Source organism: Sphingomonas sp. (assembly GCF_019746015.1).
Lineage (GTDB): Bacteria > Pseudomonadota > Alphaproteobacteria > Sphingomonadales > Sphingomonadaceae > Sphingomonas.
On the sequence record NZ_JAIESM010000013.1, the window covers coordinates 19,045 to 32,060 of the forward strand.

General features: G+C 69.4%; 9 protein-coding genes. 5 read left to right on the forward strand and 4 right to left on the reverse strand.

The genetic code is table 11. The annotated features are described in order from the left end of the window. Complete coding sequence (locus tag K2Y03_RS02400) at positions 1–330, forward strand: hypothetical protein (protein ID WP_294087938.1); 330 nt, start codon at positions 1–3, stop codon at positions 328–330. On the opposite strand, the gene K2Y03_RS02405 is transcribed toward K2Y03_RS02400, so the two are convergent. Then, the gene (locus K2Y03_RS02405; RefSeq protein ID WP_294087939.1) at positions 331–2,259 is read right to left on the reverse strand and encodes a beta-galactosidase; all 1,929 of its coding nucleotides are present in this window, start codon (positions 2,257–2,259) and stop codon (positions 331–333) included. It lies immediately after the preceding gene. Next, the gene (locus K2Y03_RS02410; protein ID WP_294087941.1) at positions 2,259–4,301 is read right to left on the reverse strand and encodes an alpha-galactosidase; all 2,043 of its coding nucleotides are present in this window, start codon (positions 4,299–4,301) and stop codon (positions 2,259–2,261) included. The genes K2Y03_RS02405 and K2Y03_RS02410 overlap by 1 nt, the downstream gene beginning before the upstream one ends. Positions 4,302–4,377: 76 nt before the next feature. Between K2Y03_RS02410 and K2Y03_RS02415 the strand changes: the two genes are divergently transcribed. The 4 genes from K2Y03_RS02415 (at position 4,378) to K2Y03_RS02430 (ending at position 9,207) form a co-directional block, all read left to right on the forward strand. After that, a complete protein-coding gene (locus K2Y03_RS02415) occupies positions 4,378–5,826 on the forward strand; it encodes an SLC5 family protein (RefSeq protein ID WP_294087943.1) in 1,449 nt (482 codons plus the stop codon). Next, positions 5,823–6,827 (forward strand): UDP-glucose--hexose-1-phosphate uridylyltransferase, encoded by a 1,005-nt coding sequence (locus K2Y03_RS02420; RefSeq protein ID WP_294087944.1) that lies wholly within the window; start codon positions 5,823–5,825, stop codon positions 6,825–6,827. The genes K2Y03_RS02415 and K2Y03_RS02420 overlap by 4 nt, the downstream gene beginning before the upstream one ends. Beyond that, the gene (gene galK / locus K2Y03_RS02425; RefSeq protein ID WP_294087945.1) at positions 6,824–7,978 is read left to right on the forward strand and encodes a galactokinase; all 1,155 of its coding nucleotides are present in this window, start codon (positions 6,824–6,826) and stop codon (positions 7,976–7,978) included. The genes K2Y03_RS02420 and galK overlap by 4 nt, the downstream gene beginning before the upstream one ends. Before the next feature lie 146 nt (positions 7,979–8,124). After that, positions 8,125–9,207, forward strand: a complete 1,083-nt coding sequence (locus K2Y03_RS02430; protein WP_294087946.1) for an SET domain-containing protein — start codon at positions 8,125–8,127, stop codon at positions 9,205–9,207. A gap of 10 nt (positions 9,208–9,217) precedes the next feature. Here K2Y03_RS02430 and K2Y03_RS02435 read toward each other — a convergent pair whose 3' ends face one another. Further along, on the reverse strand, positions 9,218–11,083 hold the full coding sequence (locus K2Y03_RS02435; RefSeq protein ID WP_294087947.1) for a CHASE4 domain-containing protein: 1,866 nt from the start codon (positions 11,081–11,083) through the stop codon (positions 9,218–9,220). Beyond that, positions 11,083–12,981, reverse strand: a complete 1,899-nt coding sequence (locus K2Y03_RS02440; RefSeq protein ID WP_294087948.1) for an EAL domain-containing protein — start codon at positions 12,979–12,981, stop codon at positions 11,083–11,085. The genes K2Y03_RS02435 and K2Y03_RS02440 overlap by 1 nt, the downstream gene beginning before the upstream one ends. Positions 12,982–13,016: the final 35 nt, after the last annotated feature.

A 13,016-nucleotide genomic window follows, 5' to 3' on the forward strand; every position in this document is an offset into this window, starting at 1 on the left:
ATGGCACGACATTTGGCAAAGATCGGACTGGGCTTGGCACTGGCACTGGGCGTCACCGCCTGCGCCGATGACGATTTCTACGGCCATCCCGGTTATGCCTATTACAATCCGGGCTGGGGCCAGCCTTATTGGGGCTGGTATAACGGCTTTTATTATCCGGGCACTGGGGTGCTGGTGTATGACCGGTACCGGGTCGGCCGGCCCTGGGGCTTTTACGAGCAGCAATATTGGATCGGCCGGCAGCGCGGCTGGCGCGGCCCCGGCTTTCAGCCCAATTGGGGCGGCTGGCGCGGTGGCTGGCGTGGCGGCGGCTGGGGTCGGCGCTGGTAGTTATTCACGCCAGACGGTGAAGCCGCCGGCCGGGCAGTGCGCGCTGCCGATGAGGGGCGTGGCCCCGCCCAGCCAGCGCGACACGTCGATCACGTCCGGCCCATAGTTGAAGGCGAAGGTGAAGCCGCCGGCGCGGCGCAGGCGCAGGTCGGGCGGCAGTTGGGTGGTCGACAGCCCCGCCTCCGTCGCCATCTGCGTGAACAACCGCGCGAGCAGCGCCGCATCCGCCCAGCCGGCCAGATAGCGCAAGCGGCCGGCGCGATAGACGATGCCGCGCCCATCGCTCAGGCAATGCTCGGGCAGCAGCGCGGTTTCGACCGTTTCCAGCCAGCGGCCGAGGGCAAAGCCGTCGCCCGGCTCCACCAGCCCGGGCCGCAGGCTTTCCACCCGCACCACCTTTACCGGCAGATGGCGCTGCAGCGGGCCGGGGGGCAGCGTGTCGGGGTACTGGAAGGCGGCCGTCCGGCTGCCGCTGCGCGGGCCGAACAGCACCGGCACGCCCAGCGCCGCCAGCCGGTCGGCAAGCGCGTCGTCGAGCATCGGCAGGCTGGGCGCCACCACCATCGCATAGCCATCCAGCGGCGCGCCGGGCGGCACGATGTCGACATCCAGGCCCAGCCGCCGCAGCGCCTGATACCAGGCAAAGGCCAGCTCCAGATAGCTGAAGCTGCGCCCCTGTGGCTGCGTCTCGATCGCCCAGCTCGCTTCATAGCTGAACAGCAGCGCGACGCGCGCCGGGGCGGGGGCAAGATCGCCCAGCAGCGCGAGATCGGCGGCTGCAGCCCGCGCCTCGTGCGCGCCGACGTCGTCCACCCGGTCGGGCCGGAGCAGCCCGGCATGGTGCGCCTCTTGCCCGAACGGCGCCTGGCGCCAGCGGAAATAGCTGACCAGCTCGGCACCGTGCGCGGCCGCCTCGATCGTCCACAGCCGGACCATGCCCGGCAAGGGCGCGGGGTTGTGCGCCGACCAGTTCACTGGCCCCGGCTGCTGCTCCATCACCCACCAGCGCCCGCGCCCGGCGCCGCGATAGAGATCGTGGTGAAAGGCGGCGATGTCCGGATGGCCGGCGCGCGCGTAACGCAGCTTTTCCTCGGCGGAGAACCAGAAGCTGTCGAGAAAGCCGATGGGATAGCTGTCCCACGTCGCCACATCGAGGTCGGCGGCAACCGCATGATGGTCGAACTGGGTGAAGAAGCCCATGAAATTGTGGACGATGTCACGCCCTGGCGAGGCCGCGCGCAGGATCTCCACCTGCGCGCGGTTGAAGGCGACGACCTGATCGGACGAGAAGCGCCGCCAGTCCATCACGTGGGCCGGCTGCGGTTCGGTAACGGTCAGGTGCGGCGGGTCGATCTCGGCGAAGTCGCGATACTCCATCGACCAGAACACCGTGCCCCAGGCGGTGTTCAGCGCGTCGATGCTGCCATGGCGCGCGGCGAGCCAGGCGCGGAAACCGGCAGCCGCAGCGGGGGAGTAGCTGATCGCGGTGTCGTGACAGCCATATTCATTGTCGGTCTGCCACGCGACCACCGCCGGGTGCGCGCCATAACGCTGCGCCATTGCGGCGGTGATCCGTGCTGCTTCCGCCCGGTAGCCCTTGTGCGAAAAGCAATAGTGCCGCCGCGAGCCGAAGCGGCGCGGGCGCCCCTGCGCGTCCACCGCCAGCATGTCCGGCATCTGGTCGACCAGCCATTTGGGCGGCGTCGCGGTCGGCGTGCCGAGGATGATGCCGAGCCCGGCGGCGGCGAGCGTGTCGATCGCCCGGTCGAGCCAGCCCCAGTCGAACCGGCCGGGTTCGGGCTCGATCCGGCTCCACGCGAATTCGCCGATGCGCACGCGGGTGAGGCCCATTGCCGCCATCCGCGCGGCATCGTCGGCCCACCAGCTTTCCGGCCAGTGTTCGGGATAATAGCAGCAGCCCAGCCGCATCACAGCGCCTCCAGCGCGATCAGCCGGGCCGTGGCGGGCCGGGCCAGGGGAAGGGTGAGGCCGGTCTCGCCCAGGAACCGGCCGGAAAGCGTGAGCGGCGCACGGCGCGACAAGGGGAAGCTGACCGCGTGAAGCCGCGCCGGATCGAGCGCGGGCAGCCGGATTGGCGGCGCGTTGTAATCCCCGGCACTGTCCACCCGCGCGATCAGCGCCAGCGCGCGCCGGCCGTCCGTCACCAGCGTGCCGAACAGGCCGGGGCCGGCGTCAAGCTCATGCCAGTCGCCGCCGTGCAGCACGTCGCGCCATTCCTTGTAGAGCGCGATATGCTGGGCGAGCGTGTCGCGCTCGTCGGCGGTCATCGCGGCGGGGTCTGCCTCCACCCCCATATGGCCCAACAGCGCGACCCGGGCGCGAAACGCCATCGGCAGCGCGCGCCCGGTGATCGGGTTGGGGCTGGGGCCGACATGATTGCCCAGCACTTCGGGCGGCAGGAACAGGCTCCACGCGCGCATCAGCCGCAGCCGCTCGACCGCGTCATTATTGTCGCTGGGCCACACGCGGTGGCAGCGCGACAGCACGCCCAGGTCGATCCGCCCGCCGCCGCTGGCGCAGCTTTCGATCTCGACATGGGGGTGCGCGGCGCGCAGCCGGTCGAGCAGCGCATAATGCGCCAGCGCCTGGGCATGGCCGGCCGGGTTGGGGAAGAGCGGGCGGTTATGATCCCACTTCAGATAGGCAATGGGGTGCGCCCCGAGCAGCGCGTCGAGCGCGGTGAAGAGGTGCTCGGCCACCTCGAGCCGGGTGAGGTTCAGCACCAGCTGGTGGCGCTGGGTGGGGCGGTCGTCGCCGAGATGGACGCACCAGTCGGGATGGGCGCGGTACAGGTCGCTGTCGGGGCTGACCATTTCGGGCTCCACCCACAGCCCGAAATCCATGCCGAGCGCATGGACATCGGCGATCAGCGGCGCCAGCCCGTGCGGAAAACGCGCGGCGTCCACCGTCCAGTCGCCCAGGCTGGTGCGGTCGTCGCGGCGCCCGGCGAACCAGCCATCGTCAACCACGAAGCGCTCGGCGCCGATTGCGGCGGCATGCCGGGCAAGGGTGGCAAGCCGGTCGGCGTCCATCGCAAAGCCGCATGCTTCCCAGCTGTTCAGATGGACCCGGCGCGGCGCCCAGCCGGCGCGGCCGGGCAGGCGCGCGCGGGTGGCGGCGTGGAAGGCGCGGCGCACGCCGTTGCGGCCGCCGGCGGTGATCGCCAGCATTGCCTCCGGCGCGGCAAACACTGCGCCCGGCGCCAGCGTGATCTCGCCCGGTGCCAGCCAGCCGCCCAGCTGCACCCCCGCGCCATCGGCATCGCGCGCCAGCACCAGCTGGTGCCCGCCGCTCCACGCCAGATGTAGCGACAGCGCCCGGCCATGATCGGCGCCGAAGGCCGCCTCGTGCGCGATCAGCCAGTTGGCGCCGCCGAAATCGGGCCGCCCGCCGCGCGCCGCGCCGCCGCTTTCGCCATGGGGGATGGGGCCGGTCTCCATCTGCATCTCGCCCGCCCAGCGGCCGTGGAAGCGGGTGACATGGTCCGCCCAGCCGGGCAGCGGCAGGGCAAGGCTTGCCAGCCAGTCGATGGCGAGCGGGGTGGTGCCGGTGTTGGTCAAGGTCGAGCGCGCCGATACCATGTCGCCCGGCCCGATCGCCCAGTCGATCTGCAGCGAGACGCCGGCGGCATCATCGGCCAGGGTGAAGGCGATCCGCCCGTCGCCCGCCGCCACCGACCGGCAGTTTAGCCCGAGCGTCACCGCCGCCCCGCCGCGCCTGAGCGCGACCGCCACCGGCCCCAGATAGCCGCGCCCGGCCGAACTAGACAGTGTCGTGGATACCGAAATATCGGGTTCGGAGCCGTGGCGCGGCCGCGCGCTTGCCGCTGACAGCGCTGTCAGGTCTTCGTCCGGGGGCAGTCGCCCGCCCAGATGCACCGGCCAGGGCGCGCCGCCGTCTGTTGCAAAGACCAGCGTCAGCGCGCCGCCGTCGATCCGATAAAAGTCCATCGCACCGCACCCTTGCCGCGCCGCCGCTTGCGCGCAAGCCCGCGCGGCCTATGCTCCCGCCAAAAAAGGGGGAGTTGTGACGGCGGCACTCAGCATCGAACAACTGGCGGTCGCGGGCGGCCTGCTCGCGCTGATCGCGCTGCTCACCTGGATGCGGGTGCGCGCCGCCCGGCATGACGGCAGCGGGAAGGACGTGTTCCTGGCCGGCGGCGGGCTGAGCTGGCTGTTCGTGGCCGGCTCGATCACGCTCACCAACCTGTCCACCGATCAACTGGTGGGGATGAACGGCAACCAGATGCTGCTGCTCGCCTGGTGGGAGATTTCGGGCTTTGTGGGCCTGATGATCCTGGCCTTCGTGTTCGTGCCGATCTATTACCGCAACAATTGCACCACCGTCACCGAACTGCTCGACCGGCGTTATTCGGGCGAGACGACCAGCGTGCGCACGCTGATTTCGGCGCTGTTCCTGTTCGGCAATATCCTGATCTATCTGCCCGCCGGGCTGTACAGCGGCGCATTGTTCCTCTCCAGCCTGTTCGGCGGCGGGGTGCCGCTGATCGTGCTTGCCGCCGTCCTCGCCATCATCAGCGCGGCCTATACGATGCTGGGCGGCCTGCGCGCGGTGGCGGTGATGGACACCTATTCGGGGTTCGGCGTGCTGGCGGTGGCGGTGCTGATCGTGCTGCTGGCGCTGAACGCGATCCACTGGGATTTCAGCGGCATTCCGGCCGAGCGGCTGAGCTTCATCGGCGCGGCGGACTCGCCCATTCCGTTCCACACGCTGTTCACCGGCATGATCTTCATCCAGATCTATTACTGGTCGACCAACCAGAACATCACCCAGAAAGCGATGACCGCGCCCGATGTGAAAGAGGCGCAGCGCGGCGTGCTGGCGGCGGCGGCAGTGCGCATTCTGATCATCCCGGTCATCGTCACCGTGCCGGGCGTGGTCGCCTACAAGCTGCTGGGGCCGGTGGGTGACAAATCCTATGGCCTGCTGGTCGCGCGGATTTTGCCGCCCTGGCTCTCCGGCGCGTTTGCCGCGATGATTGCCGCCGCCGTCATCGCCCATACCGCTGCCGTGCTCAATTCCACCGTCGCGCTTTATGCGGTTGATTTCCATGACCGTTTCATCGGCCGCGTGCGCGACCATTGGCGGCTGAGCGCGGTGGTGACGGCGCTGGTCACCGCCAGCTCGATCGCGCTGGTGCCGCTGTTCGAAGGCGCGAAGCACATCATCAACCTGCTGCAGCAGCTGAACGGCCTGTCCTCGATGCCGATCCTGTCCGCCTTCATCGTCGGGCTGTTGTTCCGGGGCGTGTCGGGCAGCGCGGCGACGGCGGGGGTGCTTTGGGGGGTGTGGCTCTATGCGCTGTTCACCTTCGTGCTGGAGCCGGGCAGGCTGATCCCGCTCCATTATATCGATTTCATGGTGGTCACGCTGGCCTCGTCGGTGCTGGTGGCGCTGGGCGTCAACCGGCTGACGGGCGGGCGCGCGCGGCTGGCGCTGTGGGGCGCGGCATGAGCATGGCCGGCATCCCCCACCGGCGGCGCAACCCGCTCACCGGGCGCTGGGTGCTGGTTTCCCCCCACCGGCTGCAACGGCCATGGCAGGGGCAGGAAGAAGCGGCGGACGCAACCCGCCCGCCAGCCTATGACCCGACCTGTTATCTGTGCCCCGGCAATGCCCGGGCCGGGGGCGCGGTGAACCCGGCCTATGCCGGCCCGCATGCCTTCACCAATGATTATGCCGCGCTGCTGCCCGGCGACGGGGCAGGGGGTGAGGACGATCCGCTGTTCACCGCACAGGGTGTGGCCGGCACCTGCCGGGTGATCTGCTATTCGCCCGATCATGGCGCTGGGCTGGGCGACTTGCCGCTGGCCGGGGTGCGCGCGGTGATCGATTGCTGGGCGGCGGAAGCGGCGGCGCTGGGCGCGGATTACCCCTGTGTGCAGATTTTCGAGAACCGGGGCGCGATGATGGGCGCGTCCAACCCGCACCCGCACGGGCAGGTCTGGGCGACCGCGCACCTGACCGACGAAATGGCGGCAGAGGATGCGCACCAGCGCGCCTATGTTGCGCAGCATGGCCGCGCGCTGCTGGGCGATCTGGCCGAGCGTGAGGCGGGCGGCCCGCGCGTGGTGGAAGCGAATGCGGACTGGCTGGTGATCGTGCCCTATTGGGCGGCCTGGCCGTTCGAGACGCTGCTGCTGCCGCGCTTTGCGGTCGCCCGCCTGCCCGAGCTGGACGATGCCCGGCGCGACAGCCTGGCGGCGGTGCTGCAGGCGCTGATCCGCCGTTATGACGCGCTGTTCGGCTGTGCCTTTCCCTATTCGATGGGATGGCACGGTGCGCCCTTTGGCGCGGCGGCAGAGAGCTGGCGGCTGCACGCGCATTTCTATCCGCCGCTGCTGCGCTCGGCGAGCGTGCGCAAATTCATGGTCGGGTTCGAGCTGCTGGGCGAGCCGCAGCGCGACCTGATGCCGGAGGACGCCGCCGCCCGGCTGCGCGCGGTGGCGGCATGAGCGCGGCCGACCATCCGGAGGTGCGCGCGCAGACGGCCTATCGCGCGCGGTTCGGCGCGCCGCCCGCCGGCATTGCCTATGCGCCGGGCCGGGTGAACCTGATCGGCGAGCATACCGACTATAATGACGGTTTCGTGCTGCCGCTCGCCATCGACCGGGGCACGGCGGTGGCGTTCGGCACGGGCGAGGGGGGCAGCATCGCCGTCAGCGCCGATTATGGCGAGGAAGATGCGGTGCCGGCGGGCGGCTTTGCGCCGGCGCCCGGCTGGCGCGCGCATGTCCGCGCGGCGCTGGCGGCCTTTGCCGATGCCGGGGGCGCGGTGCCGGCGCTCCGGCTGGCCATTGCGGGCGACGTGCCACAGGGGGCCGGGCTTTCCTCCTCGGCGTCGCTCGGGGTGGCGCTGGTCGGCGCGCTTGATGCGCTGGACGGCGGCCGGCGCGCACCGACCGACATCGCGCGGATCGCCCAGGCGGCGGAGAACCGCTATGTCGGCACTGCCTGCGGCATCATGGACCAGCTGGCGGCGGCCGCTGGCGTGGATGGCCATGCGCTGCTGATCGATTGCCGCAGCCTGGCCGTCACCCCGGTGCCGATCCCGCCCGACATGGCCGTGCTGATCGTCCATTCGGGCATCGCGCGCGGGCTGGTCGACAGTGCCTATAATGCGCGCCGCGCCGCGTGCGAGGCGGCCGCCGCTGCCATGGGCGTGCCGGCGCTGCGCGATGCCGACATGGCGATGCTGACCGCCGCCACGCTGGATGACGAGCACCGCGCGCGCGCGCGCCATGTGATTTCGGAGAATGCGCGCGTGCTCGCGCTGCCGCCGGCGATTGCCAGCCGCGACTGGGGGGCGATCGGCACGCTGATGGCCGCCTCGCACGCGTCGATGCGCGACGATTTCCAGATCACCCTGCCGCCCATCGACGCGCTGGTCGCGCGGCTGGCGGCGGCGGCGGGCGGGCAGGGCGGCGCGCGGATGACCGGGGGCGGCTTTGGCGGCTGTGTGGTGGCGCTGGCCGATACCGGGCGGCTGAGCGCGCTGACCGCCGCCGCGCATGCGCATTTCGCGGATACGGGCACGCCGCCCGCGCTGATCCATGCCTGTCGCCCGGCGGCGGGCCTGCGCGTTGACAGGGGCGCCCGGCCGTAATTCCACCGCCGCTATGGACGCTGCGCCGCCATTACGGTAAACCCGCAATTAACCAGAGAGATTAACAGGGGTCTGCGCCAATTACCGCCTGGTTTGTTCTTGCCGTCTGCGCCAATTTCCTGGGCTATGCCGTTTATCTGGCCGGGATGCGGCGGCAATTGGTGCAGCCCAACCGGGCATCGTGGCTGATCTGGTCGGCGGCCATTCTGGTGGAGACGACCACCTATGCCGCGGTCAATCCCGGCGCCCCGCAATCGATCGTGTTCCTGGTGTCGGCGGCGGCGTGCCTGGTGGTGACGCTTGGCATCTGGCGCAATTCGGCCTGGCGGCTGCCCAGCGCGACCGAAAGCGTTTGCATGGCGGCGTGCCTGGCCGCGCTGCTGCTGTGGCTGCTGTTCAGCTCCGCCTTCTGGGCGCATCTGCTGGTGGTGGCAGCGGTGCCGATCAGCTTCTGGCCGACCTGGGAAAGCGTGATGCAGGACCGCGCGCGCGAACGCTCGCCCGCCTGGGGCCTGTGGACGATCGGCGACCTCGCCACCCTCATCATCGCGGCGCGGGGTGAGGATATTTCGGTCGCCGGTTTCAGCTACATCTTCGTCGAGCTGACCTGCCATGCCAGCGTGTGGTTCATGGTCGGCCTCGCCACCATCAACCCCATTCGCTCGTTCGGCTGGCGGCAGGGGCGCTTCTACATTCTCGACGCCTATTTCCCGGCGCGCAGCCCGTTTTCGGTGGGCGAGAACCATCTGGGCAAGGCGGTCTATGCCGCGCAGGCCTTTGCCGAGGGTGACGTGATCGTGAAGTTCACCGGCAAGCGTTTCCGGGCCGACCAGATCCCGGCGCTGCCGCGCGGCGCGTCTGACCGTTATGTGCAGATCAAGCCCGAGCATTATCTGGGGCCGTCGGGGCGGATCGACGATCTGATCAACCACAGCTGCGCGCCCAATGGCGGCCTGCGCTTCACTGACGAGGGCGTATTTCTGGTCGCCATCCGCCCGATTGCGCCGGGGGACGAGATCAGCTGGGACTATTCGACCACGCTGCACGAGAGCAACTGGCACATGATCTGCCAGTGCAAGAGCCCTGACTGCCGCCGCGTGGTGAGCAATTTCCAGACGCTGCCGGCCGAGCTGCAGGCCTGGTACCGCGCGCGCAACCTGGTGCCGCCCTATCTGCGCGAGGATGGCGGCGGCGATGACGCGGCCGCCGCAAGGCTGGGCGCGGGCTGAGCAACGCCGCTCAGGCGGCTACCGCCATGTTTTCCGCCGGGTCGGCGCGCAGGGTGAGCAGCGCGGTGGCGCCGTGGCCCTTGCCCGCGCTTTCCAGCGCCAGCGCGCCTTCCATCGCGTTCATCGAATTGGCGCACCAGTGCAGGCCCAGCCCGCCCGATTTGTGCTGGCGGGTGGAAAAGCCGCGCTGGAACAGGGTGGGCGCCACGGCGGGATCGAAACCCTCGCCATCATCGGCGATGGCGATCGTCACCTTGCCCTCGGCTTCGCTGACGCTGACGGTGATGCGGCCCTCGCCGCGCCCGGTGGCGGCAATGGCTTCGGCGGCATTGCCGAACAGATTGCCGATCACCTGGCTCAGGATGATGCGATTGGCGAGCACCCGCCATGGCCGGTTGGGGAAGCTGAAGTCGATCCGCGTCTCGCCCGAATAGCGCGCGATGGCCGCATTGTGGGCGACGATCTCGGTCACGTCGCAGGGTTCGAGCGGCGGGCGTTCATGCGCCTGTGCCTGCTGCGCGCCGATGATTTCGAGCACATGGCGCATCGCCTCGCGCCCGGTGTGGAGCTGTTCGGCGCGGTCGGCGCGGGCGGCGTTTTCGGCGGCGATGGCCGCCGCCACGAACGCGGCGAGCTTTTGCCGGCGCGCCGGGGGCACGGCGTCGCCCGCCAGTTCGGCCAACGCCCGGTCGATCAGCATCGGGTCCGCCGGCGGGGCATCGGCCAGTCCGCGCGACAGGATCGTGCTGATCGGGTTCAGCGCGTTGCGCACATTGTGCATCACCGCCACTGCGCTTTCGCTCTTGCCCAGCGCAAAGCTCTGCACTTCCAGCTGTTCGCGCAGATCCTTCAGCTGCTGCAGCATCTTGTTGAAGCTCTTGCCCAGCGAGCCGATCTCGTCGCCGCGATCCTCGGCATCAAGCGGCGACAGCGCGCCCGAGGCGGACACGGCCTGCATGTGCCGCTCCACCCGGTTCAAGGGCCGCAGCACCAGCCGCGCGATCATCCGCCGCAGCACCATCAGCAGCACGAACAGCAGCAGCACCGAGCCGCCAATCGCCAGCTGGAGCATCCGCCGGCCGAGCAGCGACACGTCGCGCGGCACGGCATAGCTGACGCGCGCCACGCCGTGGCCGTCCGGCCCGCGAATGGGCACCGCAATCGTCATTTCGCGGCTGCCCGGCGTCACGATCTCGCGGTCGATGCCGCTCGCCGGGTCGAGCGTTGCCTTTAGCTGCAACAGGTCGGAAAGCTGGCGCGAGCTGATCCGCCGCACCATCAGCACATAGCCGCGCGGCGTGCCCGATCCGTCGCTTCGCCGCACCTGCGCCACGCCCACTGCCGCCACCGCGTCTCCAATACGGGTGTAGAAGGCGGCCGAATTGCCCGTGCCCAGTACGCGCGCAAAATCGATCCGGCCGATGCGCGCGATGAAGCGGGCGCGCATCTCCGGCTGGTCGGCCTGGCTGCGCGTGTCGATCCAGCGGGCGATCACCACGGTGCGGTCGGGGCGGACATAGGCCATGCCCGACACGTCAAGATTGGCCATGGCGAGCGTGGAGAAGCTTTCCTCCTCAAACGCGCGCGTCGGGTGCGCCATATAGTCGTAGGAGGAGTTCCAGTCGCCATAATCGCGGACGGCCGTGGCAACCTTGCTGATGAATTCGCCGAGCGCCGCGCGCGTGCGTTCCACATGCGCGGCGACGGCGGCGTCTTCCAGCTGGTTGAAACTGGGGGTGATGACGACCGCGAGCAGCAGCGTGATCGCGGCCGCGCCGCCCAGGCCGACCGCCGTCAGGATGAGCAGCAGCTTGCCACCCAGCGAGCGGGCATGGCGCAGCGGATCGGCCATCCGCCGCCAGGCGGGGGCGCGCATCAGCCTTCGGTCCCGGTCCCCGGCAGCACGACCGGCATGTCACCGGGATCGTCCTTGCCCTCGATCGCGCCCATTTCGGCCATGGCAAGGGCGGCATCGGCATCGACGGGGCGCGAGAAGAAATAGCCCTGCAGGTGCGAGCAGCCGGCCAGGCGCAGCGCCTGCACCTGTGCCTCGGTCTCCACCCCTTCGGCGACCACGCCCAGCCCCAGCGCGCGGCCGAGATGGATGATCGAATGGACGATGGCGGCGCTTTCGCGCTCACGGCCCATGCCGTCGATGAAGCTGCGGTCGATCTTCAGGCAATCCAGCCCGAATTTGCGGATGTTGTAGAGCGAGGAATAGCCGGTGCCGAAATCGTCGAGCGCGACGCGGAAGCCCATCTGGCGCAGGCGATACAGCGTTTCGGCGGCATGGTCTGCATCGTCGAAGATCGCGGTTTCGGTGATCTCGATCTGCACTCGCGTCGGCTCCACGCCCCAATGCTGTACGCGTTCCATGATGCGGCCGACGAAATTCTGGCGGCGGAACTGGCGCGGGCTGAAATTGATCGACACATATTGGCCGGGCCAGTGCTGCACGGTCTGCAGCGCGGTATCGACCACCCAGTCGCCCAGCTCGTGGATCAGGTTCGATTCCTCAGCAATCGGAATGAACAGCCCCGGCGAGATCGGGCCATAATCGGGCGAGTTCCAGCGCATCAGCGCTTCGAAGCCGACAATTTCCAGCCCGCCGCGCGCGACAATCGGCTGATAGACCAGCTTCAGCTCACCCTTGGCGATTGCCTCCGACAGGCCACCTTCGATCTGGCGGCGGAAGCGGATGCTTTCGTCCATGCTCTCGTCATAGGCGCGCACCACGCCGCGCCCGGCGCGCTTGGCTTCGTTCAGCGCCAGGTCGGTGCGGCGCATCACGTCGACGGGGTCGCGCACCGGTTCGGCCTCGGTCACCACCAGGCCGATCGAGCCCGACGCCTGCACCGAATGGCCCATCAGCGACAGCGTGACCGACATTTTGCGCAGCATCAGCTCGCACGCCATCACCGCGGCCTCTTCGCCGGGCGTGTCGAACAGGATGCCGAATTCGTCGCCGCCCAGCCGCGCGACCAGCCCGCCTTCGGGCACGGAGGCGGCCAGCAGCTGATAGACCGCGCGGATCATCTCGTCGCCGGCCAGATGGCCCAGCGTATCGTTGACCAGCTTGAACCGGTCGAGATCGAGCATCGCGGCGGCAAAGCGTTCGCGGCCCCGCGCGCGCTCAGTCAGCGCCTTCAGAAAAGCCAGCCGGTTGGGCGCCTCGGTCAGCGAGTCATGCGTTGCCATGTGCAGCGCGCGGCTTTCGTTCGCGGCGAGCTCGACCGCCTGCTCCTCCAGCAGCACGACCTGCTCGGCCAGCTGCGCGCGGGCTTCAGCCAGCGTCTGGTCCAGCCGCCAGCGATGGGCCAGCGCGGTTGCCGTCTGCACGATCTCGGCCACTTCGAACGGCTTTGCGATGTAGAAGATCTTGTCGGCGGGCGGCGCGGCCTTGGCGATTTCGATCGGCGAAAAGTCCGAAAAGCCCGTCACGATCACGATCTGGACATTGGGGTCGAGCGCGCGGATGCGGCGCGCGGTTTCCTTGCCGTCAATGCCCGGCGGCATGCGCACGTCGATGAAGGCGACCGCGAAGGGCGCGCCGGCGGCCAGCGCCTGTTCCACTTCCGCCACGCCGTCCAGCCCCTGCATCGCATGGGTCAGCGTGAAATCGGGCGTGTCCTCGGCCGGGGCGGCAGCATCGGCCTCATCGCCGAACAGATCGGCGGCCATCGCCGACAGACCGGCATCGACCGGCTTCGGCGCGAAGCATCGGCGATAGGAATCGTGCATCGCCGGTTCGTCGTCGATGATCAGAATCCGCATGGCTACCCCGCTTGGTTAATGCGCGGACAACCATG